Source organism: Streptomyces sp. NPDC001093, assembly GCF_040298985.1.
GTDB lineage: Bacteria > Actinomycetota > Actinomycetes > Streptomycetales > Streptomycetaceae > Streptomyces.
This window is the reverse complement of the sequence record NZ_JBEPBF010000032.1, coordinates 35,774-60,773: the sequence shown is the minus strand read 5'-3', so window position 1 is coordinate 60,773 and position 25,000 is coordinate 35,774. Positions and strand designations below refer to the sequence as shown.

At 72.6% G+C, this 25,000-nt stretch carries 23 protein-coding genes; 3 read left to right on the top strand and 20 right to left on the bottom strand.

From position 1 onward, the window contains the following. Window positions 1–65: 65 nt before the first annotated feature. The 7 genes from ABT288_RS18470 to ABT288_RS18440 form a co-directional block, all read right to left on the bottom strand. Complete coding sequence (locus ABT288_RS18470) at window positions 66–425, bottom strand: MmcQ/YjbR family DNA-binding protein (protein WP_351608551.1); 360 nt, start codon at window positions 423–425, stop codon at window positions 66–68. Next, complete coding sequence (locus ABT288_RS18465; protein ID WP_351608549.1) at window positions 422–1,723, bottom strand: hemolysin family protein; 1,302 nt, start codon at window positions 1,721–1,723, stop codon at window positions 422–424. The genes ABT288_RS18470 and ABT288_RS18465 overlap by 4 nt, the downstream gene beginning before the upstream one ends. Before the next feature lie 9 nt (window positions 1,724–1,732). Further along, window positions 1,733–2,230, bottom strand: a complete 498-nt coding sequence (gene ybeY / locus ABT288_RS18460; protein ID WP_351608546.1) for an rRNA maturation RNase YbeY — start codon at window positions 2,228–2,230, stop codon at window positions 1,733–1,735. Between the two features lie 12 nt (window positions 2,231–2,242). Next, the gene (locus ABT288_RS18455) at window positions 2,243–3,325 is read right to left on the bottom strand and encodes a PhoH family protein (RefSeq protein WP_351608543.1); all 1,083 of its coding nucleotides are present in this window, start codon (window positions 3,323–3,325) and stop codon (window positions 2,243–2,245) included. Window positions 3,326–3,468: 143 nt separating this feature from the next. Then, complete coding sequence (locus ABT288_RS18450; protein ID WP_351608540.1) at window positions 3,469–4,626, bottom strand: carbohydrate kinase family protein; 1,158 nt, start codon at window positions 4,624–4,626, stop codon at window positions 3,469–3,471. A gap of 64 nt (window positions 4,627–4,690) precedes the next feature. Continuing rightward, window positions 4,691–5,980, bottom strand: a complete 1,290-nt coding sequence (locus ABT288_RS18445) for a glucarate dehydratase family protein (protein ID WP_351608538.1) — start codon at window positions 5,978–5,980, stop codon at window positions 4,691–4,693. Then, window positions 5,977–6,873, bottom strand: coding sequence for a 5-dehydro-4-deoxyglucarate dehydratase (locus tag ABT288_RS18440; protein ID WP_351608606.1), 897 nt, complete (start codon window positions 6,871–6,873; stop codon window positions 5,977–5,979). Before ABT288_RS18440 ends, ABT288_RS18445 begins: the two co-directional genes overlap by 4 nt. A gap of 274 nt (window positions 6,874–7,147) precedes the next feature. Between ABT288_RS18440 and ABT288_RS18435 the strand changes: the two genes are divergently transcribed. Continuing rightward, a complete protein-coding gene (locus ABT288_RS18435; protein ID WP_351608535.1) occupies window positions 7,148–8,377 on the top strand; it encodes an MFS transporter in 1,230 nt (409 codons plus the stop codon). On the opposite strand, the gene ABT288_RS18430 is transcribed toward ABT288_RS18435, so the two are convergent. From ABT288_RS18430 to hrcA, 10 genes are all read right to left on the bottom strand, one after another. Further along, window positions 8,329–9,333, bottom strand: coding sequence for an adenosine deaminase (locus ABT288_RS18430; RefSeq protein WP_351608534.1), 1,005 nt, complete (start codon window positions 9,331–9,333; stop codon window positions 8,329–8,331). The two genes, ABT288_RS18435 and ABT288_RS18430, sit on opposite strands and share 49 nt — an antisense overlap. A 20-nt stretch (window positions 9,334–9,353) precedes the next feature. Continuing rightward, window positions 9,354–10,259, bottom strand: a complete 906-nt coding sequence (locus ABT288_RS18425) for a ribonuclease Z (protein WP_351608531.1) — start codon at window positions 10,257–10,259, stop codon at window positions 9,354–9,356. Window positions 10,260–10,265: 6 nt separating this feature from the next. Then, window positions 10,266–10,619, bottom strand: coding sequence for a histidine triad nucleotide-binding protein (locus tag ABT288_RS18420; protein WP_351608529.1), 354 nt, complete (start codon window positions 10,617–10,619; stop codon window positions 10,266–10,268). Between the two features lie 49 nt (window positions 10,620–10,668). Continuing rightward, entirely contained in the window at window positions 10,669–13,863 is a 3,195-nt protein-coding gene (locus ABT288_RS18415; protein ID WP_351608526.1) for a S41 family peptidase, read from the bottom strand. A 46-nt stretch (window positions 13,864–13,909) separates the two neighbouring features. Further along, window positions 13,910–14,422 carry a hypothetical protein gene (locus ABT288_RS18410; RefSeq protein ID WP_351608523.1) on the bottom strand — a complete coding sequence of 171 codons (513 nt, stop codon included), beginning with the start codon at window positions 14,420–14,422 and terminating at the stop codon, window positions 13,910–13,912. Window positions 14,423–14,875: 453 nt separating this feature from the next. Further along, on the bottom strand, window positions 14,876–15,268 hold the full coding sequence (locus ABT288_RS18405; RefSeq protein WP_351608521.1) for a VOC family protein: 393 nt from the start codon (window positions 15,266–15,268) through the stop codon (window positions 14,876–14,878). Window positions 15,269–15,283: 15 nt separating this feature from the next. Then, entirely contained in the window at window positions 15,284–16,036 is a 753-nt protein-coding gene (locus ABT288_RS18400) for a 16S rRNA (uracil(1498)-N(3))-methyltransferase (protein ID WP_351608518.1), read from the bottom strand. Next, window positions 16,033–17,109 carry a nitronate monooxygenase gene (locus ABT288_RS18395; RefSeq protein ID WP_351608516.1) on the bottom strand — a complete coding sequence of 359 codons (1,077 nt, stop codon included), beginning with the start codon at window positions 17,107–17,109 and terminating at the stop codon, window positions 16,033–16,035. Before ABT288_RS18395 ends, ABT288_RS18400 begins: the two co-directional genes overlap by 4 nt. Before the next feature lie 99 nt (window positions 17,110–17,208). Continuing rightward, entirely contained in the window at window positions 17,209–18,345 is a 1,137-nt protein-coding gene (gene dnaJ / locus ABT288_RS18390; RefSeq protein WP_351608513.1) for a molecular chaperone DnaJ, read from the bottom strand. After that, a complete protein-coding gene (gene hrcA, locus ABT288_RS18385) occupies window positions 18,346–19,362 on the bottom strand; it encodes a heat-inducible transcriptional repressor HrcA (protein WP_351608510.1) in 1,017 nt (338 codons plus the stop codon). Window positions 19,363–19,533: 171 nt separating this feature from the next. Here hrcA and ABT288_RS18380 point away from each other — a divergent pair, with 171 nt between their 5' ends. After that, on the top strand, window positions 19,534–20,256 hold the full coding sequence (locus tag ABT288_RS18380; RefSeq protein WP_351608508.1) for an MBL fold metallo-hydrolase: 723 nt from the start codon (window positions 19,534–19,536) through the stop codon (window positions 20,254–20,256). 34 nt (window positions 20,257–20,290) lie between these two features. Beyond that, window positions 20,291–21,109 carry a DUF3097 domain-containing protein gene (locus tag ABT288_RS18375; RefSeq protein WP_351608506.1) on the top strand — a complete coding sequence of 273 codons (819 nt, stop codon included), beginning with the start codon at window positions 20,291–20,293 and terminating at the stop codon, window positions 21,107–21,109. Here the strand turns inward: ABT288_RS18375 and ABT288_RS18370 are convergent. The 3 genes from ABT288_RS18370 to ABT288_RS18360 form a co-directional block, all read right to left on the bottom strand. Next, window positions 21,087–21,665: a Uma2 family endonuclease gene (locus tag ABT288_RS18370; RefSeq protein WP_351608504.1), complete on the bottom strand. Its 579-nt coding sequence runs from the start codon at window positions 21,663–21,665 to the stop codon at window positions 21,087–21,089. The two genes, ABT288_RS18375 and ABT288_RS18370, sit on opposite strands and share 23 nt — an antisense overlap. A 100-nt stretch (window positions 21,666–21,765) precedes the next feature. Beyond that, window positions 21,766–22,998 (bottom strand): radical SAM family heme chaperone HemW, encoded by a 1,233-nt coding sequence (gene hemW / locus ABT288_RS18365; RefSeq protein WP_351608502.1) that lies wholly within the window; start codon window positions 22,996–22,998, stop codon window positions 21,766–21,768. A gap of 27 nt (window positions 22,999–23,025) precedes the next feature. Next, window positions 23,026–24,855, bottom strand: coding sequence for a SpoIIE family protein phosphatase (locus tag ABT288_RS18360; RefSeq protein ID WP_351608603.1), 1,830 nt, complete (start codon window positions 24,853–24,855; stop codon window positions 23,026–23,028). Window positions 24,856–25,000: the final 145 nt, after the last annotated feature.

Below are 25,000 nucleotides of genomic sequence, written 5' to 3'. Positions count from 1 at the left end.
GCGCGGCCGTGCACACCACACGGCCGCGCGCGGCGTACGGGGTCACGGCCACGGATGCACGGCTCCTACGGCCGGTCCAGCCGCAGCCGCTCCGCCCTCGGCAGCCCCGCGACGACAAGGTCGTACGAGTCCTCGATCAGCTCTTTCACCAGCCGCTCGGGCAGCCCGCCGTCCACCGTCACGGTGTTCCAGTGCCGTTTGTTCATGTGGTACCCGGGGACGATCAGCCCCTCGTGCTCGGCGCGCAGCCGGACCGCGTCCTCCGGATCGCACTTGAGGTTGACCGTCAGGGGCCGCGCACCCAGGTTCGTCAGGGCGAACAGCTTGCCCAGCACCTTGAAGACCGAGGTGTCCGGGTTGAACGGGAAGTCCTCCTCGGTGGCGTCGAAGGACAGACAGAAGGCGCGCAGTTCCTCGGGCGTCACTCGGGTTGCGCCTCCTCGGCGGCCGGCACGGGGACGGGTTCCACCAGGACCGTCACGATCTTGTTCCGGCGGCCGGCCGCGGCCTCCGCGGTCAGCTTCAGCCGGCGCTCGTCGGGCAGCTCGACCTCGGCGGACGCGCCCGCGATGGGCACCCGGCCGAGGGCCTTGGCGAGCAGTCCGCCGACGGTCTCCACGTCCTCGTCGTCGTACTCCTCCAGGCCGTACAGCTCGCCGAGGTCGGTGATGTCCAGGCGGGCGGTGACCCGGTAACGGTCGTCGCCGAGTTCGACGACGGGCGGGAGTTCGCGGTCGTACTCGTCGGTGATCTCGCCGACGATCTCCTCGAGGATGTCCTCGATGGTGACGATGCCGGCGGTGCCGCCGTACTCGTCGATGACGACGGCCACGTGGTTGCGTTCCTTCTGCATCTCGCGCAGCAGGTCACCGGCGTTCTTGGTGTCCGGCACGAAGGCGGCGGGCCGCATGGCGGTGGAGACCAGGTCGCTCTCCGCCTCCCGGCTGATGTGCGTCTTGCGGACCAGGTCCTTCAGATACACGATCCCGACGATGTCGTCCTCGCTCTCACCCGTGACCGGGATCCGGGAGAACCCGGAGCGCAGGGCCAGGGTGAGGGCCTGCCGGATGGTCTTGAAGCGCTCGATGGTGACCAGGTCGGTGCGCGGCACCATGACCTCGCGGACGAGCGTGTCGCCCAGTTCGAAGACCGAGTGCACCATGCGGCGCTCCTCGTCCTCGATCAGCGACTCCTTCTCGGCGAGGTCGACCAGCGCGCGCAGCTCGGCCTCGGAGGCGAACGGGCCGCGCCGGAAGCCCTTGCCCGGGGTGAGGGCGTTACCGATGAGGATGAGCAGGGACGGGATCGGCCCCATGATCCGGGCCAGCGGCAGCAGCACGTACGCCGCCACGGTCGAGGTGTTGAGGGGGTGCTGGCGGCCGATGGTCCGCGGGGACACCCCCACGGCGACGTACGACACCAGGACCATGACCCCGATGGCGACCAGCAGGGCCTGCCAGGTGGCGCTGAACGCCTCCAGGCACGCGTAGGTCACCACGGCCGCGGCCGCCATCTCGCAGGCGACGCGGACCAGCAGGGCCACGTTCAGATAGCGGGTGGGGTCCGCGGCGACCTGGGCCAGCTTCGCGCTGCCGCGGCGGCCGGACTTGACGGCCTCCTCGGCGCGGAAACTGGACATCCGGGCGAGGCCCGCCTCCGCACAGGCGGCGAGCCAGGCGACGACGACCAGCGCGATCGCGCCGACCACGATCTGCGGAGACATACGGCCCGCTTACGAGACGGTCGGCGCCGGGGACGGCCCGGTCAGCCCGCGCTCGGCCCGCCAGCCGTCCACGATGGCGGCCTGGAGCCCGAACATCTCCGCCTTCTCGTCCGGCTCCTCGTGGTCGTAGCCGAGCAGGTGCAGCACCCCGTGGACGGTGAGCAGCTGGAGCTCCTCGTCCATGGAGTGCTGCGTCGCGGCTTCCGCGCCCTGCTTGGCGGCGACCTCCGGGCACAGCACGATGTCGCCGAGCAGCCCCTGCGGCGGCTCCTCGTCGTCCTTGGACGGCGGCCGGAGCTCGTCCATCGGGAACGACATGACATCAGTGGGACCCGGCAGATCCATCCACTGGATGTGCAGCTGCTCCATGGCGTCGGCGTCCACGACGATCACCGAGAGCTCGGACAGCGGGTGGATGCGCATCCGCGCGAGCGCGTAGCGGGCGATGTCGAGGATCGCCTGCTCGTCGACCTCGGTACCGGACTCGTTGTTGACGTCGATCGACATGGTCGTGCTGGTCTACTTCCCCTTGGAGCCCTTGGCACCGGACTTGCCGCGGCCGCCCTTGTGGGTGCCGTTCTCGGTGCCGTACTTGCTGTCGTACAACTCGTACGCGTCGACGATACGGCCCACCAGCTTGTGCCGTACGACATCGTGGGACGACAGCCGGGAGAAGTGGACGTCCTCGACGCCCTCCAGGATCTCCTGCACCTGCCGCAGACCGCTCTTGGTGCCGTTCGGCAGGTCGACCTGCGTCACGTCACCGGTGATCACGATCTTCGAGTCGAAACCGAGGCGGGTGAGGAACATCTTCATCTGCTCGGGGCTCGTGTTCTGGGCCTCGTCCAGGATGATGAAGGCGTCGTTGAGCGTGCGGCCACGCATGTACGCGAGCGGCGCGACCTCGATCGTCCCCGCCGCCATCAGCCGCGGGATGGAGTCCGGGTCGAGCATGTCGTGCAGCGCGTCGTACAGCGGGCGCAGATAGGGGTCGATCTTCTCGTAGAGCGTGCCCGGCAGGAACCCGAGCCGCTCCCCCGCCTCCACCGCCGGCCGGGTGAGGATGATCCGGTTGACCTGCTTGGACTGCAGGGCCTGCACGGCCTTGGCCATGGCCAGGTAGGTCTTGCCGGTACCGGCGGGCCCGATGCCGAACACGATGGTGTGCTTGTCTATCGCGTCGACGTACCGCTTCTGGTTGAGGGTCTTCGGGCGGATCGTCCGGCCTCGCGAGGACAGGATGTTCTGCGTCAGCACCTGAGCCGGGGTCTCGGGGCCGTCGCTCGTCCCGTTCTCGCTCGCCTTGAGCATGGCGATCGAGCGTTCCACTGCGTCCTCCGTCATCGGCTGCCCGGTGCGGAGCACCAGCATCATCTCGTCGAACACGCGCGAGATCAGAGCGACGTCGGCCGGGTCGCCGACCGCGCTGATCTCGTTGCCCCGGACATGTATGTCGGCCCCCGGGAAGGCCTTCTCGATCACACGCAGGAGGGAGTCGCCGGAACCCAGCACGGTCACCATGGGGTGCTGGGCGGGGACGGTGAACTGCGCTCTCGCCTGCTCCTGCGCGGGGGTGGTGTGAGCTGTGGGTGTCTGTGTCATGGGCCGGCTCTGAAGGCCTGCGGTTCCTCCTCATCACGGCCGCGTAGCTGAGGGCGGCCTCGCGCTTCCAGAGTACGACGGTGCACAGACAAGCCCGTAGGACTTTTCACCGGGCCGCTTCTCAGCCGGTCGGCCGCTGATCGTCAGCTGGACCGGCGGAACCCGATGGTGGGCACGGCACGGCGCAACGGCCACGGCCGGTCCAGTTCCTCCGGAACCAGCGCGTCCAGGAAGCCGTACCTGCGAAGCGCCGCGGGGTCCTGCCCCGGCACCGACTGCACCCGCCGCCACCACGCCCCGATCTCCGACCACCCCGGCGCCGACAGCGACCCCCCGAACTCCTGCACCGACAGCGCCGCCGTGAGCCCGGCGAAGGCCAGCCGGTCCGCCAGCGGCCACCCCGCCAGCGACCCCGTCACGAACCCGGCGACGAACACGTCCCCCGCCCCCGTCGGGTCCAGCGCCTCCACGGCGATGGCCGGCACCTCCGCCGCCTCCCCCGTCCGCCGGTCCACGGCGTACGCCCCCTCCGCCCCCAGGGTCACCACGGCCACCGGCACATGCTCGGTCAGGGCGTGCGCGGCCAGCCGCGGACAGTCGGTGCCCGTGTACCGCTTCGCCTCCTCCGCGTTCGGCAGGAACGCCTCGCAGTGCTCCAGATCGGTGAGTCCGGCGAGATCCCACGCCCCGGTGTCGTCCCAGCCGACGTCGGCGAAGATCCGGGTCCCGTTCCGCGCGGCCTGCGCGATCCACGGCGCGCGCGTACCCGGCGTCAGTGAGGCCACGGCGGCACGCGCGCGGGGCGGGCAGGCCCGGGCCCCCTCCTGGATGAGCACGGCTTCCGGCGGCGGCTCGTGCCCGTGGGACACCATCGTCCGCTCGCCCTCGTACGCCATGGACACCGTCACCGGCGAGTGCCAGCCGGGCACGGTCCGCGAGGCCGACAGATCGATGCCCTCGCCCTGTGCGAGCGCGTCCCAGCAGTACTCGCCGTAGTGGTCGTCCCCGAAGGCCGCCGCCAGGGAGGTCCTCAGACCGAGCCGGGCCAGGGCCGTGGCCATGTTGGCGACCCCGCCGGGGCTGGACCCCATGCCCCGGGCCCAGGACTCGGTGCCGCGCACGGGCGCCGAGTCCAGGCCGGTGAAGATGATGTCGAGGAAGACCGTGCCCGTCAGATGGACGTCCCAGGGCGGGTCGCCGGGCCGGCGCAGCGCGGCGAGCGGGTCGACCTGGGCCCGACGGCGCGCGGCCTGGGTGAGGTGCTCCGGTTCCTCTCCGGTGATCGTGTGCGACGGGCTCACGGTGCGCTCCCTGGCGTGGTGCGGATCTGGCCAGTGTGCACCAATCAGCCCGTCGCGCAGGGGGTTACCAGCGGGGCATCACCGGTTGCCGCCAGCCCGGTTCGGCCACCCGCATCGCGGCCGCGTCGTCGCGGTCGCGCAGCGAGCCGTCGTCGTCGGCCCACCGCCGGTGCAGCCGGGCCAGTTCGTCCCGGTCGAGCTCGACCCCGAGACCGGGGGCGTCGGAGACCTCGGCCTTCCCGCCGCGGAAGGTGAGCCGCTCGGTCAGGACGTCCTCTGCCTGCCAGGGATAGTGCGAGTCGCACGCGTGGTGAAGTCCGGGGACGGTGGCCGCGACCTGGGTCATCGCGGCGAGGCTGATCCCCAGATGGGTGTTGGAGTGCATCGACACCCCGACCCCGAAGGCGGCGCAGATCGCGGCGAGCCGCTGGGTGTTGCGCAGTCCGCCCCAGTAGTGGTGGTCGGAGAGCACGACCTGCACGGCATCCCGCGTGAAGGCCTCCTTGATCTCCCCGAAGGTGGTCACGCACATGTTGGTGGCGAGCGGGACGTCTGTTCCCGCCGACACCTCGGCCATCGCCGGCGTGCCCAGCGTCGGGTCCTCCAGGTACTCCAGGACGTCCCCGAGTTCCTTCGCCACCTTCAGCGAGGTCTCCACCGACCAGGCGCCGTTGGGGTCGAGGCGCAGCGGATGCCCGGGGAAGGCCTCGGCGAGGGCCCGTACGGCCGCGATCTCCTCGTCGGGCGGGAAGACACCGCCCTTGAGCTTGAAGGACGTGAACCCGTGCCGCTCCTTGAACTTCCGCGCCTGCTCCACGACCCCGGCCGGATCGAGCGCGGCACCCCAGTCGTCCCGCTCGCGGGCCACGCCCTCGGGGTGGTCGGCCCACTTGTAGAACAGGTAGGCGCTGTACTCCACGGTGTCCCGCAGCCTGCCGCCGAGCAGCGCGTGCACGGGCAGCCCGAGCGCCTTGCCCTGGGCGTCCAGGCAGGCGACCTCGAAGGCGGACAGCACCGACAGCCGCAGCTTGTCGGCGCTCTGCACCCCGCGCAGCCCGCCGGCGTCCACCTCGCCCTGGACGCGGGACTCGTCCACGCCGAGGTCGATCGCGAACAGTCCGTTCACATCCATGACCGATCGCCCGGTGAGCCGGTCGGCCAGCGGACGGGCCAGTTCCAGGTACTTGGTGTCGCCGTAGGTCTCGCCGAGGCCGGTGATCCCGTCGGCGGTGACGAGCTCCACGATCAGCCGCGGGGTGTACGGCTGGTGCACGCCCTGGGTGTTGAGCAGCGGCGGGTCGGCGACCAGGATCGGCGTCAGCCGTACCTCGGCGATGGTCAGGTCACGGGTCACAGGGAGGCTCCTACGAGGTCGAGTCCGGCGGCGAGCAGAGCCTTGAGGTCGGCGAGGTCGGCGGGTGCGGGGTCGGTGAGCGGGGCGCGCACGGGTCCGACGCGCTGCCCGCGCAGCCGGGCCGCCGCCTTCACCAGGGACACGGCGTATCCGGGGGCGCGGTCGCGGAGTTCCACGAACGGGACGTAGAAGTCGCGCAGCAGCTTGTCGGCGGTCCCGTGGTCGGCGTCCCGCAGGGCGGCGAAGAAGGCGCCGGCGATCTCGGGGGCGAAGGCGTGCACGGCGGAGGAGTAGGCGGGGACGCCGACGGTGGCGTAGGCGCGGGCCTGGATCTCGGCGGTGGCGGCGCCGTTGAAGAAGAGGAAGCCGTCGGGGGCGGCGAGGGTGAGGCGCTGGAGCCGGTCGAGGTCGCTGTGGCCGTCCTTGAGGCCGATGACGTGCGGGATGCGCGCGATCCGCCTCAACGCGTCGGCGGAATAGGCGACTTGGCCGCGCTGGTAGGCGATCAGCGGCAGCCGGGTGCGTTCGGCGAGCCGCTCCAGCTGGGCGGCGAGGCCGTCCTGCGGGGCGTCGACCAGGTAGTGCGGCAGCACGAGCAGGGCGTCGGCGCCGGCCTCCTCGGCGATCCGCGCGAACCGGGCGGCCTGCGCCCAGCCGTACCCGGTCCCGGCCACGACCGGCACCCGGCCGGCGGCCTCCTCGACGGTGACGGCGACGACGGTCCGGTACTCCTCCTCGTCCAGCGAGAAGAACTCCCCGGTGCCGCAGGCCGGGAAGACGGCGCCGGGCCCGGCGGCGAGCCGGCCGGCGACATGGGCGCGCAAGCCGCCGGGATCGAGGGAGCCGTCGTCGTGGAACGCGGTGAGCGGGAAGGACAGCACCCCGCGCGCCATCCCCTCCCGCAGCCGCCGCACCACACCCTCGGGACTCGGATCGCCGCCCACCTGATCATCTCCCCTTGTGAATGACGTCTACATATGAGAACGAGTGTAGCCCCGTCTACCCGGGCCCACGCTCAGCAAACCGAAAAGTGACACAGATCGCACCGCCCGCCCTTCTTGCGGAAACCGCGTGCTTGATACAACTTGCTCGCGGGTTCCTGTCCGTCGACGGTCGCCGCCCCTCCCCCTTCTTCGAGCCCTTCCTTCCGCCTGCCTGGGAACGCCCGTGTCCGCCCCCCGCCGCCCCCTGCCCTGGCCCCTCGTCGCCCTTTTCACGGCCGGGTATCTCGCGCCCTATCTGCTGCCGACCACCGTCGGCCGGCTCGATTCCGCGCTTCCGCTCACCCCCACCCAGGCCGGGGCCATCGGCAGCGCCCTGCTGCTGAGTTCGGCGGCGGCGGGCTTCCTGCTGGCCTCCCGGGTCGACCGCATCGGCCCCCGCACGCTCGCCCGGGTCGGCCTCGCGCTCGCCGTCCTCGGCTACGGCGGTGCCGCCCTCACCGCCTTCGTACCGGCCGTCGTCGCGGGCGCGGTCATCGGCGGATTCGGGTCCGGCACGGTCACCGCGGTCGCCGCGAGCGGCATCGCCGCCCACCGGGACCCGCACCGGGTCACCACCCACGGCCTGCTCGGCGTCTCCGCCCTCGCCGGTGCCCTGTACCTGACGATCCCCCACCTCGGCCCCGGCCACGGCCTGCCGCTGCTCGCCATCGCGCTGACGGCACTCGCGGTCCTCCCGCTCACCGGCCGCCTGTCCGGTCGTAGCGCACCGGCCCGTACGACCGTCGCGCACGGCCGGCTTCCCCACCTCCGCGCCGGGCTGCTGCTGGCCGCCGCCATGCCCTGCTGGTCCCTCGCCCAGAACGCCCTGTGGGGGGTCAGCGGCCGGATCGGACTCGACCAGTCCCACCTCACCGAGGTCACCGTCGGCGCGGTGTTCGCGGTCGCGCTCGGCGCCGGGCTCGTCGGGGTCGTCGGCGCGGGCGCGCTCGGCCCCCGGCTGGGCCAGGCGGTGCCCATCGGCGCCGGTACGGCCCTGATCGCGGGCTGTATCGCGCTCAGCGCGTCCGCGACCGACCTCACGGACTTCGCGGCGGGCGAGATCTCCTGGAACCTGCTCTACCCGGTCGTCCTGTCGTACGTCATCGGCCTCGCCGCCTCCCTCGACCCGCGCGGCCGCTGGGCGGTCCTGGTCGGCTCGGCGGCGTCATTGGGGACGGCGGCGGGACCGCTGACGGGGAGTGTGCTGGCGGCGGGAGCGGGCTTCCCGGTGATGGGGAAGGTGCTCGGCGCCGGGCTGCTGCTGATCGCCGTGCCGATGACCGCGGTGGCGCTGCGGGCGGGCAGGCGGCCCCTTCCGGTGGTGGAAGTCCCGGTGGAGGCGCCCGCCGTGCCCGCCCGGAGCGCCTACGACATGGCGTCGCCGAACTCGTACGCGTCGACCTCGGCGATGTAGCGGGCCCGCAGTTCCTCGTCGCCCTCCAGGAAGGAGGCGAGGAAGGAGTTGCGGGCCAGCTCGCGCAGCCGGTCCTGCGAAAGGCCCAGGGTCCGGTGGACGGCCGCGAAGTTGTCGCCGGCGTACCCGCCGAAGTACGCGGGGTCGTCGGAGTTGACCGTGCACAGCAGGCCGGCGTCCAGCATGGCCGGCAGCGGGTGGTCGGCCAGTGTGTCGACCGTGCGCAGGCGGACGTTGGACAGCGGGCACAGGGTGAGCGGGATCCGCTCCCGCACCAGCCGCTCGACCAGCGCCGGGTCCTCCACGCAGCGCAGCCCGTGGTCGACGCGCTCGACGCCGAGCACGTCCAGGGCCTCGGTGATGTACTCCGGCGGCCCCTCCTCACCGGCGTGCGCGACCCGGCGCAGCCCGAGCGCGGCCGCCGCCTCGTACACCTCCCGGAACTTCGCCGGCGGATGCCCGACCTCGGCGGAGTCCAGACCGACCCCGGTGATCCGGTCCAGGTACGGCCGGGCCGCCCGCAGGGTCTCCATGGCCGACTCGGCGGACTCGTCCCGCAGGAAGCAGAGGATGAGCCTGGTGGAGATCCCGTGGTTGCGCTCGCTGCTGCCGAGCGCCCGCCACAGCCCCTCCACGACCGTGCCCATGGACATGCCCCGCGCGAGGTGGGCCTGCGGGTCGAAGAAGATCTCCGCGTGCCGCACGCCCTGCGCGGCCGCGCGGGCCAGGTAGGCGTTCGCCAGGTCGGCGAAGTCCTGCTCGGTGCGCAGGACGGCCATCAGCTCGTAGTACAGGTTCAGGAAGGACTGGAGGTCCTCGAACTGGTAGGCCTTGCGAAGGGCGTCCGTGTCGGCGTACGGCAGCTCGACTCCGTTGCGGGCGGCCAGCTGGAACGCCAGCTCCGGCTCCAGGGTGCCTTCGATGTGGAGGTGCAGTTCTGCTTTCGGGAGGGGCATCAAAGCATCGTACGGATGCTTCAGCGCCGTTTCGGAACCGGCACTCGCAGCAGATCGTGCGCCACGGTCAGCTCGCCCTCGAAACCGGCCGCCCGCGCCTGCCGCTCGAACTCCTCCGGTTCGGTGTAGCGCTGGCTGAAGTGGGTGAGGACGAGATGCCGTACGCCCGCGTCCCGGGCGACGGCGGCGGCCTGCCCGGCGGTCAGGTGACCGTGTTCCACGGCCAGTTCGACGTCCTCGTCCAGGAAGGTCGACTCGATGACCAGCAGGTCGCAGCCGTCGGCGAGCGCGCGGACGCCGTCGCAGAGCCGGGTGTCCATGACGAACGCGAACCGCTGCCCGCGCCGCACCTCGCTGACGTCCTCCAGCGTGACGTCCCCCAGCCGGCCCTCGCGCTGCAGCCGGCCGACGTCCGGGCCCGTGATCCCGTGCGCGGCGAGCCGGTCGGGCAGCATGCGGCGGCCGTCGGGTTCGATCAGCCGGTAGCCGTAGGACTCGACCGGATGCGACAGCCTGCGGGCCTCCAGCGTGTACGACGGGGACACCGCGAGGATGCCGTCGGCGGCGACCGGCGCCTCGGTGATGCCGACCGTCTCCCGGTAGGCCGTGGCATACCGCAGGCGGTCGAAGAAGCGCTGGCCGGAGCGTGGGTAGTGCGCGGTGACCTCGTGCGGCACCTGGTCGAGGTTGATGCGCTGGATGACACCGGCGAGGCCGAGGGAGTGGTCGCCGTGGAAGTGGGTGACGCAGATCCGGTTCAGGTCGTGGGCGGCGACCCCGGCGCGCACCATCTGCCGCTGCGTGCCCTCGCCGGGGTCGAACAGGATGCCCTCGCCGTCCCACCGCAGCAGATAGCCGTTGTGGTTGCGGTGCCGGGTGGGGACCTGACTGGCGGTGCCGAGGATCACCAACTCACGTACGGACACGGTGAGTTACCCGGGCGGCCACTGCAGTCCACGGCCGCCGAGGACGTGCGCGTGGGCGTGCCAGACGGTCTGGCCCGCGCCGGAGCCGGTGTTGAAGACGATGCGGTAGCTCTCGAGCTTCTCCTCGTCGGCCACGGCCTGGGTCTCGGCGAGGACATCGGCGGCGAGCTGCGGTGCTTCGGCGCCGAGGACGGCGGCGTTCTTGTAGTGGGCCTTGGGAATCACCAGGATGTGGGTCGGGGCCTGGGGGTTTATGTCCCGGAAGGCGACGGTGGTGTCTGTCTCACGGACGATCGTCGCCGGGATCGTGCCCGCGACGATCTTGCAGAACAGGCAGTCGTCCTGCGGTTCTCCCGCCATGCGGGTGCCTCCTCACGCTGGTGATCAATACCGGGGCATCGTAGTCGTATCAGGTCGGCATGCCCGGCGGGATTTTCGCGGGCCGTTCCTCCAGTGCCTCCAGCGCGAGCCGGATCGCCTCGTCGAGCTGGGTGTCGCGGCCCTCCGCCCAGTCCTGAGGCCGCTGGACGACCTCCACGTCGGGGTCCACCCCGTGGTTCTCCACGTCCCACCCCACCCCCTCCAGCCACATCGCGTACTTCGGCTGGGTGACCAGGGTGCCGTCGACCAGGTGGTAGCGGCTGTCGATGCCGATGACGCCGCCCCAGGTGCGGGTGCCGACGACCGGGCCGATGCCGAGGGCCTTGATCGCCGCGTTGACGATGTCGCCGTCCGAGCCGGAGAACTCGTTGGCGACGGCGACGACCGGGCCGCGCGGGGCGTCGAGGGGATAGCTGGTGGGGCGCATGCCGCGCGGGAGGTCCCAGCCGATGATGCGGCGGGCCAGTTTCTCCACGACCAGCTGGGAGGTGTGGCCGCCGCGGTTCTCGCGGACGTCGACCACGAGCCCCTCGCGGGCCACCTCCACGCGCAGGTCCCGGTGGATCTGCGCCCAGCCGGGGGCCTGCATGTCGGGGACGTGGAGGTAGCCGAGCCGGCCGTCGGAGGCGGCGTGGACGTGGGCGCGGCGGCCGGCGACCCAGGCGTGGTAGCGCAGGGGTTCCTCGTCGGCGATCGGGATGACGACGGTGTGCCGGGGCTCGCCGCCGCCCGCCGGGGAGACCGTCAGCTCCACCGGATGGCCGGCCGTGCCGACGAGCAGGGGACCCGGGCCCGGCACCGGGTCGACCGGGTGGCCGGCGACCGCGATGATCGCGTCGCCGGGGCGGACGGCGACGCCGGGCGCGGCGAGCGGGGAACGGGCGTCCGGGTCGGAGGTCTCCGAGGGCAGGATGCGGTCGATGCGCCAACTGCCGTCCGGGTGGCGGGAGATGTCGGCGCCGAGCAGACCGTGCCGGGGGCCGCCGCCCCGGCCGCCGGAGGGGATGACGTAGGCGTGCGAGGTGCCGAGTTCGCCGTGCAGCTCCCACAGCAGGTCGACGAGGTCGCTGTGGGTGGCGAGGCGGGCCAGCAGAGGGCGGTAGCGGGCGAGGACGCCGGTCCAGTCGACGCCGCCGAGGTCGGGCCGCCAGAAGTGGTCGCGCATCAGCCGGCCGGTCTCGTCGAACATCTGCCGCCACTCGGCCGCCGGATCGAGGGTCTGCCGGATGCGGGCGAGGTCGACGGTGACGCTGGTGTCGCCGTCGTCGTCGGTGCCGGTACGGCGGTCACTGGGGACGACCCGGAGCCGGTCGTCGGTCCACAGCAGCACGCGTTTGCCGTCGCCGCTGACCTCGAAGTGGTCGGCATTGGAGGCCAGGTGTTCCAGGCGCCGCTGGGCGAGGTCGTAGCGCTCCAGCTCGGTGTGCGGGCCGGGGTCCTCGGGGTGGGCGCGGGCGGTGCCGAGGACGCCGTGCACGGGGTGACGCAGCCAGAGCACGCCGTCCTTGGCGGCGCGGAGGGTGGAGTAGCGGCCGGCCTCGACCGGGAAGGGGACGATCCGGTCGGCGAGGCCTTCGAGGTCGATGCGGGTGGCGGGGGTGCCCTCGCTGTCGGGGGTCTCGTCCTTGTCCGGGGACTCGAAGGGGCGGCCGTGGCGCTGCGGGCCGAAGGGCGAGGGGGTGGTGGCGGCGAGGGTGATCAGGTGCGGGCGGGCGCCGACCACGAAGGCGAGGTCGAAGACGTGCTCGTCGTAGACCGGGTCGAAGGCGCGGTTGGAGAGGAACGCGAGGTGTTTGCCGTCGAGGGTGAAGGCGGGGGCGTAGTCCTGGAAGCGGAGCGGGGTCGCCTCGGTGACCGACAGGTCGGTGGTGTGGGCGATGCGCAGCTGTGAGAGCGGGCGCGGGCCGGGGTGGGCCCAGGCGAGCCAGGCGGAGTCGGGTGAGAAGGCGAGGCCGGAGACCTCGCCGTCGTCGCTGCTGTCGACCTCGCGGACCTCTCCGGTCTCGCGTTCGACGAGCAGCAGCCGTCCGTCGTGCGCGGCCACGGCGGCCCGGCTGCCGTCGGGAGCCATGGCCAGCTCCAGCACCCGGCCGAGCTGTCCGGCGGCCAGCCGGCGGGGCGGGGCGCCCGGTACCGTCCCGGTCGCGGGGGCGAACTCCAGGGCGTCGTCGCCCTCGGCGTCCGTCACCCACACCACCCACTCCTCGCCCTCGGCACGGAAGGCGCGCGGCATCCGGGCGCGGACCCCCGGGGTGGCGGCGAGGGCGCGGGCGGGCCCGGAGCGGTGGGTGACCCAGTGGATCCCGCCGCGCACGCAGACGGCGCTGCCGCGCCCGGTGTGGTCGGGGGCCGCCTCGCCGAACCAGCGGGCGGCGTCCACCGGACGGGGGCGCAGATCGATCCGGGGACCGCCGAGGCGCACGTCCAGCCGGCGCGGCTCGGCGCCCTCCAGGTCGTCCAGCAGCCACAGTTCACCGGCCGAGCCGTAGACGACCCGGCTGCCGTCGCCGGACGCGTGCCGGGCGTAGAAGCCGTCGAGGGGGGTGTGGCGGCGCAGGTCGGAGCCGTCGGCGAGGGAGGAGTAGAGGGCGCCGGTGCCCTCGTGGTCGCAGAGGAAGGCGATGCGGTCCCCCGCCCACACCGGACGCTCGATGTTGCCGTCGACGTCCTCGAGCAGCCGGACGAACTCCCCGTCCCCCTCCCGGTCGATCCACAGCTTGCCCGCCGTGCCGCCCCGGTAGCGCTTCCAGTGGGCGGCCTCGCGGCCCATCGGCGCGGACAGCAGCACGGTGGCGGGGCCGAAGGCCACGTCGCCGACCGGGCCGTACGGCAGGGTCTCGGCGGGGCCGCCGTCCAGCGGGACGGCGTACGCCCAGCTGTGGCGGAAGCTGTGCCGGCCGTGCGCGCCGAGCGCGAGCACCCGCCCGTCGGCGGTCCAGCCGAGCACCTCGGTGCGGCGGTTGCCCCAGTGGGTCAGCCGGTCGGCGGGGCCGCCGTCGACGGGGGCGACATGCACCTCGGGTGCGCCGTCACGGGTGGAGGTCCAGGCCAGGTGCCGTCCGTCCGGCGATATCCGGGGCGAGGTCACCGGCATGTTGTCGGCGCTGACCCGCCAGGCCCGGCCGCCGTCGAGAGGCGCGAGCCATACGTCGTCCTCGGCGACGAAGGTCACCAGATCGCCATGCACATGGGGGAATCGGAGATAGGCGGCACCCTGAGTCACCCCGTCACTGTACGCAGCGAGGGGTGCACCGCGCCCGGTGTTCGGATCACTTCCCCTCTACGGGCCAACAGGTGGGGTCGCCCTTGCACCAGAGGGTCCTCGTGACGGTGACGGTCACGGTCGGTCTCCCGCCTCCCGGCTGAGAGGTGGGCGGCCTGTACGTCGGTCCGTGCGGGGCGCCGCAGTCCCCGAGCCCGCTGACGTGGAACACCTGTCTGCCCCCGACCCTGGCGGTCAGGTCCCCGCGCACACAGGCGCCGTCGACGGCCTTGGTCACCTTCCCGGTGACGGTGATCTTCCGCCCGTCCTTGGTCTCGCCCTGGCAGTCGACGGAGACCACGGCGGTCTCGCTCGCCGAGGGCGCCTTCGCGCCCGGCCCGCCACCCTTGCCGTGGTCACCGGTACAGGTGAGCCAACTGACGTCGACCTGCTGGTGCTTGAGCCGGGCCGTCGCGGTGGTGGCGGTGGTGTAGGCGACGGACGTGGTGCTGAGGTCGTCCGGCTGACAGGCGACCAGGGCGCCGCCCGCCGCCACGACAAGTCCCGCGACAGCCACCACCCGTGTTCCGCGCGGCCCGCACCGAATCCACCTCAAAGCCCCCATGCAGGGCAGACTGCCACCGCCCCGCACACCACGGAAGGCCACATACGGCCACTCACCCCTAGGGGGAGCGGGTCCCCTAATCCGGCGGGATGCGCAGTGAACGCAGGCTCAGGCGGCTCGTCCTGCCGGACGGGACCGTCTGCCGCTGGACCGTGCGGCACCGGCACAGCCACCGTGAGGACGGCCCCTGCGCGGAGGTGCTGACGCTGTACCGGGACGGGTCCCGCACCCGGATCGTGTTCCCGGGGACCGGTGGCGCCTACGGGCACTCCGGCCTGGTCGGCGACGGCCGCGGTCACACCGTCAATCTCCACGAGCCCGGCGTGGTGCGGGCGTTCGCGGACGCGGTACGACGACTGCGGGCGGCCGGTGACGTGGACGGGTGGGCCTTGCTGCCCGCGGTCGCCGTCAGCCGCGCAGCAGCAGCCACTGCTGGAGTTCGACCAGGTTGCCCTCCGGGTCCTTGAGGTGGGCGACGCGCATACGGTCGGTCATGGGGGCCGGGCCGTGGAGGAGGGTGGCGCCGCGAGAGGTGATCTCGGCGCAGTAGGCGTCCAGGTCGTCCACGCGCAGCACCACCAGCGAACGGTGACCGGTGGCGGTGTCCCCCAGCTCCTCCAGCACCTCGGCCATCATCGCCCGGTCCTGCAGCGCGATCCCGGCCGAGCCGGCGTGCGGGCTGAACTTCTCGTACGGCCCCTCCGCCGCCCCGGACTGCGGCTTGAGGCCGAGAACGTCGGCGTAGAAGCGGTAGCAGGCGGCGAAGTCGGTGACCAGGAGCCGTACTTGGGCGAGTTCCACGGTGTCCCCCGGGTATCAGGACCAGCGGCCGGTGCGGCCCAGCAGCAGGGCCACGGCGGCGGTGCCGGCGGTTGATGTACGCAACACGGTAGGACCGAGGACGTACGCCTTCGCGCCCGCCCCCTCGAAGAGCGCCAACTCGTCGCGCGCGACGCCCCCTTCGGGGCCGACGACCAGCACGATCTCGCCCTCGGTGGGCAGTTCGGCGGTGGCCAGCGGCCGGCTCTCGTGCTCGAAGTCGGAGTGCAGCACGGCCGCGAAGTCGGCTTTGGCGAGAAGTGCGGCAACCTGCTTGGTGGTCGCCACGTCCGCGACCTCCGGGAACCGCAGCCGGCGGGACTGCTTGCCGGCCTCGCGCGCGGTGGCCCGCCACTTGGCGAGCGCCTTGTGACCCCGGTCGCCCTTCCACTGGGTGATGCACCGGGCGGCCTGCCAGGGCACGATCGCGTCGACGCCGGTCTCCGTCATCGTCTCGACGGCGAGTTCGCCGCGGTCACCCTTGGGGAGCGCCTGTACGACGGTGACACGGGGGCTGGGCTCCGGCTCCACCGGGAACTCGAACGGCTCGACCACCAGGTGATCCTTGCCCGACACGCTGACGACGACCCCGGCGGCCCCGCGCCCCTTGCCGTCCGTCAGCACCACGTTCTCCCCGGGCTGCAGCCGCCGTACCGAGACCGCGTGCCGCCCCTCGGGACCCGTGACGTCGACGAGTGAGCCGGGGCCCACGCCCTCGAGCGAGTCGACGACGAACACCGGCGCGGTCATCGCAGGCCCCCCTTGGCCGACAACGCTGTCCGGGCGGCGTCGAGTTCGGCGGCCAGCACCTCCACGAGCTCTCCGGCGGGCAGCTCGCGGGCCAGCCGATGCCCCTGCCCGGCCCACAGCGCCATGCCCTGCGCGTCCCCGGCCTTGGCGGCGGCCTTGCGCAGCGGCGAGGTGAGGTGGTGGATCTCCGGGTAGGCGGCGGGGGCGTACGGGCCGTGCTCGCGCAGGAAGCGGTTGACCAGGCCGCGCGCCGGGCGGCCGGAGAAGGCGCGGGTCAACTCGGTATGCGTGAACAGGGGGTTGGTCAGCGCCTGCTTGTGCACGGCCTGCGCGCCGGACTCGGGGGTGGCGAGGAAGGCGGTGCCGAGCTGGGCCGCGCTCGCGCCGGCGGCGAGGACGGCGGCGATCTGGCTGCCGCGCATGATGCCGCCGGCGGCGACGACCGGGATGCTCACGGCCTCACGGATCTGCGCGACCAGCGACAGCAGTCCGATGCCGGCGCCGTCGTTCTCGGGAAGGTCCCGGTGGGTGCCCTGGTGGCCGCCCGCCTCCACACCCTGCGCGATCACCGCGTCCGCCCCGGCCCGCTCCACGGCGCCGGCCTCCTCGGCGGTGGTGGCGGTGACCAGGGTGAAGGTCCCGGCACGGCGGAAGGCGTCGAGGACGTCCCGGCCCGGCACGCCGAAGTGGAACGAGACCACGGGCACCGGGTTGTCGAGGAGGACGGCGAGCTTGGCGTCGTAGCCGTCGTCCCGGCCGCTGTCCGGGTCGCCCAGCTCGGTCTTGTACCAGGTGGCCTCGCCGGCCAGCTGGTGGGCGTAGACCTCGACGGCGCCGGACTCGGCATACTCGGGCTGGGGCATGAACACGTTCACACCGAAGGGGCGGCTCGTGAGCCCCCGCAGCTGCTTGATCTCCTGGTACATGCCGTCGGCGGTCTTGTACCCCGCGGCGAGGAACCCGAGGCCCCCGGCCTCGGAGACGGCGGCGACGAGCTGAGGGACGGAGACACCGCCCGCCATGGGGGCCTGCACGATCGGGTGGGGGAAGAGATCGGTCAGCGCGGAGGACATGACCGCATGTTGTCACGTCCTCCGAAAGAGTCCGAATCGGGGCTTCCCACGGCATAGGACAAGGGCATACGGGGTGCCGAAGCACCCCGTACGCAGCGCTCAGCGGCCGTTGAACGCGTCCTTCAACCGCGAGAACAACCCCTGCTGCCCCGGCTGGAACTGTCCCTGCGGACGCTCCTCGCCGCGCAGCTTGGCCAGCTCACGCAGCAGCCGCTCCTGCTCGGGGTCCAGCTTGGTCGGGGTCTGCACCTCGACGTGCACGATCAGGTCACCCCGGCCGCCGCCGCGCAGATGCGTGACACCCCGGTTGTGCAGCGGGATCGACTGGCCGGACTGGGTGCCGGGCCGGATGTCGACCTCCTCCATGCCGTCCAGGGTCTCCAGCGGCACCTTTGTGCCGAGGGCGGCCGCGGTCATCGGGATGGTGACCGTGCAGTGCAGGTCGTCGCCGCGCCGCTGGAAGGTCTGGTGCGGCAGCTCGTGGATCTCGACGTACAGGTCACCGGCGGGACCGCCGCCCGGCCCGACCTCGCCCTCACCGGCGAGCTGGATCCGCGTGCCGTTGTCGACACCGGCCGGGATCTTCACGGTCAGGGTCCGCCGCGAGCGGACCCGGCCGTCGCCGGCGCACTCCGGGCACGGAGTGGGCACGACGGTGCCGAAGCCCTGGCACTGGGGGCAGGGCCGGGAGGTCATGACCTGGCCCAGGAAGGACCGGGTGACCTGCGAGACCTCACCGCGGCCCCGGCACATGTCACACGTCTGGGCGGTCGTGCCGGGCGCCGCGCCCTCACCGTTGCAGGTGTTGCAGACGACCGCGGTGTCGACCTGGATGTCCTTGGTGGTCCCGAAGGCCGCCTCGTCCAGCTCGACCTCGATGCGGATCATCGCGTCCTGGCCGCGCCGGGTGCGCGAGCGCGGCCCGCGCTGCGACGCCGTGCCGAAGAACGCGTCCATGATGTCGGAGAAGTTGCCGAAGCCACCGGCGCCGAAGCCGCCCGCGCCGGCCCCGCCCGACTGGGAGAGCGGGTCGCCGCCGAGGTCGTAGACCTGCTTCTTCTGCGGGTCCGACAGCACCTCGTAAGCGGCGTTGATCTCCTTGAACCGCTCCTGGGTCTTCGGGTCGGGGTTGACGTCCGGGTGCAGCTCGCGCGCGAGCCGGCGGAACGCCTTCTTGATCTCATCCTGCGACGCGTCGCGGCGCACGCCGAGAACGGCGTAGTAGTCCGTGGCCACTTACGACTCCGCCAGGATCTGTCCGACGTACCGTGCCACTGCGCGTACCGCTCCCATCGTTCCCGGGTAATCCATGCGGGTCGGTCCGACCACGCCGAGCTTGGCAACCGCCTCGCCGCCCGAACCGTAGCCGACCGACACCACTGAGGTGGAGTTGAGTCCCTCGTGGGCGTTCTCGTGCCCGATGCGCACCGTCACGCCCGGATCCTTCGCCTCGCCGAGGAGCTTGAGGAGCACGACCTGCTCCTCGAGCGCCTCGAGCACCGGCCGGATCGTGAGGGGAAAGTCATGCCCGAAGCGGGTGAGATTGGCGGTCCCGCCGATCATCAGCCGCTCCTCGTTCTCCTCGACGAGCGTCTCCAGGAGAGTGGAGAGCACCGTCGAGACCGTACCGCGGTCCTCGGGATCGAAGGCCTCCGGCAGGTCCTCGACCAGCGTCGGCACGTCCGTGAACCGGCGGCCCGCGACCCGGCTGTTCAGCCGCGCGCGCAGATCGGCGAGGGAGCTCTCGCCGAAGGGCGCCGGGCAGTCGACCATCCGCTGCTCGACCCGGCCGGTGTCCGTGATCAGCACGAGCATCACGCGCGCGGGGGCGAGCGAGAGCAGCTCCACGTGCCGCACGGTGGACCGGGTCAGGGACGGGTACTGCACGACGGCGACCTGCCGGGTGAGCTGCGCGAGCAGCCGTACCGTCCGCGCCACGACGTCGTCGAGGTCGACGGCGCCCTCCAGGAAGTTCTGGATCGCCCGCCGCTCGGGCGCGGTCATCGGCTTGACGCCCGCCAGCTTGTCCACGAACAGCCGGTAGCCCTTGTCGGTGGGGATACGCCCCGCGCTGGTGTGCGGCTGCGCGATGTACCCCTCGTCCTCCAGGGCCGCCATGTCGTTACGGACCGTCGCCGGGGACACGCCGAGGCTGTGCCGCTCGGTCAGGGCCTTCGACCCGACCGGCTCCTCGGTGCCGACGTAGTCCTGGACGATGGCGCGCAGTACCTGCAGCCTGCGTTCACTCAGCATCCGCGCGCACCTCCAGCACGTGTCCCCTCGGTTCCACTCGGTCCTGCGGTTCGTCCGCCTGGCACTCTTCGCACGCGAGTGCCAGCGTTCCCGGGCCCAGTGTACGGCTGTCGGGTACACCGAGGGCAAGGTCGGTGCGGTCCCGGCGGCTCCTGCGGCTAGCGTCGCGGTATGACGGTGACTTGGGAAGAGCTGGGGTGGGAGCGGCTGGCCGCGGGGGTCGGCCGGTGCCGGCTGCCCGGCTGGGACTGCACGGCCGGACTGGTCCTCGCAGAGGGTACGGCGTTGTTGGTGGACGCCGGCTCGAGCGTGGCCGAAGGCGCGCGGCTGCGGGCACAGGCCGAGCGACTGGCCGACGGCCGTGTGACCCATCTCGCGCTGACCCACCCCCACTTCGACCATGTCTTCGGGGTGCCGGCCTTCGCGGGGGCGGAGGTGTACGGGGCGGTGGGCCTGGACGCGGTCTTCGCGTACGAGCGGGAGGAGCTGCGCCTGGACGCGGTCAGGAACGGGTTGCCGGTCGCCGACGCCGACGAGGCGGTGGACGCGCTCGCCCCGCCCCGGCATCTGGTGTCCGGCGAGTGGACGCTGGACCTCGGGGGCGGCCGTCAGGCCTTGCTGGCGAACGTGGGCCCCGGCCACACCGCGCACGATCTGGCCGTGCTGGTCCCGGGGGATCCGGAGGTGGTCTTCTGCGGGGACCTGGTCGAGGAGTCCGGCGAGCCCCAGGCGGGGCCGGACGCGGTTCCGGCCCGCTGGCCGGACGCGCTCGACCGGCTGCTCGCGCTGGGCGGTGAGGACGCCGCGTACGTGCCCGGTCACGGAGCGGTGGTGGACGCGGCGTTCGTCCGCCGGCAACGCGACGAGCTGGCGGCCCGTTTCGGCGTGTCGTGAGCGCGGGTCCGCGGCTTCTCCTATCGTCACTCGAATGCGCCAGTACTCCGCCGACCTGACCCCACCGTGGAAGAAGCCGAAGCCCTCGCCGGAGGTACCGGCGGAGCCGGGTCTGGTGGTGGAGGAGCCCGGCACCGGGTTCTGCGGGGCGGTGATCCGCTGCGAGGCGGGCACGGTGACGCTGGAGGACCGCTTCGGCAGGCACCGGGTGTTCCCGCTGGAGCCGCGGGGCTTTCTGCTGGAGGGGCGTGTGGTGACGCTCGTACGGCCGTCCTCGGCCCCGGCTCCGGTACGGCCCGCCCGTACGGCCTCCGGTTCGGTCGCCGTCCCCGGCGCCCGCGCCCGCGTGGCCCGCGCCGGCCGCATCTACGTCGAGGGCCGGCACGACGCCGAGCTGGTCGAGAAGGTGTGGGGCGACGACCTGCGCATCGAGGGCGTGGTGGTGGAGTACCTGGAGGGCGTGGACGACCTGCCGTCGATCGTCGCCTCCTTCGCACCGGGCCCGGACGCCCGCCTGGGTGTCCTGGTGGACCACCTGGTGCCGGGCACGAAGGAGTGGCGGATCGCGCAGTCGGTGACGAGTGAGCACGCGCTGGTGGTCGGCCACCCGTACATCGACATCTGGGAGGCCGTGAAGCCGTCGTCCCTGGGCATCGAGGCCTGGCCCACGGTTCCGCGGGGGCAGGACTGGAAGACGGGGGTGTGCCGGGCGCTGGGCTGGCCGTCGGACAACACCGGCGCCGTGTGGCAGGCGATCCTGAAGCGGGTGGGGTCCTACAAGGACCTGGAGCCGGAGCTGCTGGGGCGGGTGGAGGAGCTGATCGACTTCGTCACGGGTAGCGGTGGGGCCTGACCTGCTTGTAGGTGCCGAACTCGGTGGTGTCGAGCTCGATGCCGAGCGATTCCAGCGGGAGGGAAGCGCCGAATTTGGTGATGCGCTGGGCCCGGTAGTCGGCCTCGTCCCCTTCACCGATGGGCTCCGTCAGCAAAACGCAATGTGCCATGATCGGGTCGATGATCAGGTAGGCGGGGATTTCGCCTGCTGCGTAGATGGAGCGCTTGACGCCGTAGTCCCGGTCGACACTCGTCTTGGAGACCACCTCGACCACCAGCGTGATCAACTGCGACGCCAGCAGACGGCCAGAGTCCGGGGCGACACCGCGCTGAATGACCACCAGGTCCGGAATGGGCTCGCTGGCCTCGTTGATGATGTGCACGTCCGTCGTCTGCAGCCGTTCCCAGCGCCTGCGCGGGATCTGGTCCTGCACCTCCTCCACAATCCGGTTGTGCACCAGATCTGGAGCGACCATCATCACGATTTCCCCCCGGAGAAGCTCGACCTTGATGCCCTCCGGAGGCTCGAACTCCTCGAAGAACCTGGTCATCCCACGCTCGTCCACAGCGGTCATCTCCGTGGCCCTCCACATCCGCCGCGTCCTTTTGGCGGCAGCCTAGGAACCAGGTTAGGGACCGAACCGGCGTTCCGGAGGGATTCACTCGCGGGAGTGATCAGTCCACCAGGTCCCGCACCACCGCGTCCGCCAGCAACCGCCCCCGCAGCGTCAGCACGGCCCGCCCCTCCTCGTACGGCCCCTCCTTGAGGAGCCCCTCCGCCAGCGCCCGCCGGGACGCCGCGAGCCCCTGTTCCTTCAGCAAGGACAGCGGCGCCCCCTCCCGCAGCCGCAGTTCCAGCAGGATCCGCTCCACCCGCCGGTCCTCGTCCGACAGCAGCTCCCGGCCCGCCCCCGGGGAGCGGCCGGAGGCGAGGGCCGCCGCGTACGCCCCCGGGTGCTTGACGTTCCACCAGCGCACCCCGCCCACGTGCGAGTGCGCCCCGGGTCCCGCGCCCCACCAGTCGGCGCCGCGCCAGTACAGCTCGTTGTGCAGGCAGCGGCCCGCCGGGGAGGTGGCCCAGTTGGAGACCTCGTACCAGTCGAAGCCCGCCCCGGACAGCACCTCGTCGGCGATCAGGTATCGGTCGGCGTGCACGTCGTCGTCGGTCATCGGGACCTCGCCCCGGCGGATCCGGCGGGCCAGCTGCGTGCCCTCCTCCACGATCAGCGCGTACGCGCTGACGTGGTCCGGCCCGGCTCCGATCGCCGCGTCCAGCGAGGCCCGCCAGTCGTCGTCGCTCTCGCCGGGGGTGCCGTAGATCAGGTCCAGGTTCACGTGCTCGAAGCCCGCCGCCCGCGCCTCCGCGACGCAGGCCTCGGGGCGGCCCGGGGTGTGGGTGCGGTCGAGCACGCGCAGCACATGCTGCTTCGCGCTCTGCATGCCGAAGGAGATCCGGTTGAAGCCGCCCTCCCGGAGGGTGGCCAGGTACGCCGGGTCCACCGACTCCGGGTTCGCCTCCGTCGTGATCTCCGCGTCCGGGGCCAGGCCGAACTCGTCGCGGATGGCGGCCAGCATCCGTACGAGATCGCCGGCGGCCAGCAGGGTGGGCGTGCCGCCGCCGACGAAGACCGTGCGGACCTGGCGCGGGTCGTCGCCGAGCACCTTCCGGGCGAGCCGGATCTCGTCCGTCAGTGTGTCCGCGTAGTTGTCGCGGGAGGCCAGCACCCCGCCCGTGCCGCGCAGCTCGGTCGCGGTGTAGGTGTTGAAGTCGCAGTAGCCGCAGCGGGTAGCGCAGTACGGGACGTGCAGGTAGAAGCCGAGCGGGCGGTCGGCCGCCGCGGCGAGCGCGTGCGCGGGCAGCGCGCCGTCGGCGGGGACGGGCTCGCCGTCGGGGAGTGCGGAAGGCATGTACTCCATTGTCCCGTACGACGGCGGTCACTCCGCCTGGAGCACCAGCAGGGCGAGGTCGTCCTCGAGCGGGCCCCCGCCGAAGTCGTCCACCAGGCGGCGGATCCTTTCCGCGATCAGTTCGGCGCCGAGGCCGGCACAGCCGGACAGGGCGCGGGCGAGGCCGTCGCCGTCGTCGAACTGGCGGGAGCCGGAGCGCCGCTCGGTCACCCCGTCGGTGACGCACAGCAGGCTGTCTCCGGGCCGCAGGTCCAGCGTCTCGCTGGTGTACGTCTCGTCCTCGACCACGCCGAGCAGGGTCTGCGGGCCGGCGGCGGTGCGCACGGTGCCGTCGGGGCTCAGGACGAGCGGAAGCGGGTGGCCGGCGGAGGCGAGGGTGCAGCGGACCCCGCCGTCGTACGGGGTCAGCTCGCCGTAGAGCAGGGACAGGAAGCGGGTCTGCGGGCCGTCCCCGGTGGACACCGGCCGGCCGCCGGCGGCGACGAGGGCGCGGGCGGCGGCGTCCGCGGCCTCGGTGGCGTCGTCCAGGAGGAGCTGGTTGAGGCGGTCGAGGACGTCGGCGACGCGGTAGCCCTCGCGGGCGAGCAGGCGCAGCCAGGGGCGGGCGAGGCCGATCACGACCGCCGCTTCGGGGCCCTTGCCCTGGACGTCGCCGACGGCGAAGCACCAGCGGCCGTCGCCGGCCGGGAACAGGTCGTAGAAGTCGCCGCTGGGGCCGCCCTTGTCGCAGGGCTCGTGGACGAGCGCGCTGCTCACACCGGGGATCTCGGCGACCGCGCCGGGCAGCAGGCCGCGCTGCAGTACGGCGCTGATGGTGGCCTGGCGGGCGTACTGGCGGGCGGCGCCGATCGCCAGGGCGACGCGGCGGCCGAGGTCCTCCACGAGCCCGGTGACCTCGTCGGGGAAGCCGAGCAGCCCGCACCGGCCGAGGACCAGCGTGCCGAGCGGCCGGCCGCCCGCGATCAGCCGGTACGACAGCGCCGTGCCGTCGGCGCCCTGCGGACCGAGCGCGTGGCCGGGCCACGGATACGGCTCGGGGCCGGAGCGCAGTCCCTCGCGCGGGCAGGGCGGCTCCTTCTCCAGGGCGCAGCGCAGTTCCTCGATGTGGTTCTCGCTGGCGTGCCAGACCCGGTCGGGACCGGAGGCGGCGCCGCCGCGCACGGTCGCTTCGTCCTCCAGCCACACCGCGCACCAGTCGGCGAGCCGGGGCACGATGAGCTGGCCGGTGAGGGCGGTGACCAGGTTCTCGTCCAGCTGTCCGGCGAGCAGGTCGGAGGCCTCGGCGAGGAAGGACAGCGCGCCCCGGCCGAGCCAGTCCCGGTCGCCGTCGGCGCGGTGCGGCTGCGGGGCCAGGTCCTCGGCGACCTCCAGGGCGGCGTCCGGGGCGGGGGCGCCCGGTTCCTCGACACCGCCCGGGGGCAGCCGCGCCCAGACGGTCTTGGCGCCGGCGCGGTAGGTGACGCCCCAGGACTCGGCGAGCGTGGTGACCAGCCGCAGGCCGCGCCCGTACTCGGGGGTGTCGTACGGCCCCTCGGCGCCGAGCGGGTCGCGTGGCGCGCGGGAGGGATGCCGGTCGCCCACCTCCACGACGAACGCGCCGGTCTGCTCCAGCAGCCAGTCGACCACCACGTCGGTACCGGCGTGCACGACGGCGTTGGTGACCAGCTCGCTGACGACGGCCATGGCGTCGTCGACGAGCCGCGCCGGTATCCCGGACACCTCCGACGCCTCGGCGAGGGCGGACCGCACCAGTGCACGGGCCGCCCCGGGCGCGAGAGGACTTCCGGGCAGCGTGGCCCGCCCCCGCACCTCCCGGGCCCGGGGCTCACTCTCCCGCTGTGTGGGTATGGCCGCCATGTCCATGCAGCCAGGGTGACAGACCGGGGGCGGCTATAAGCGCTGAGTCACCGAAGTGGACAGAAGACGGCCACTTTCGAACGCCGGTGAGCGCAACTTACCCAGGGGCGGGGGAACCGCACGAGCGACTGCGGAGGATCCGCGG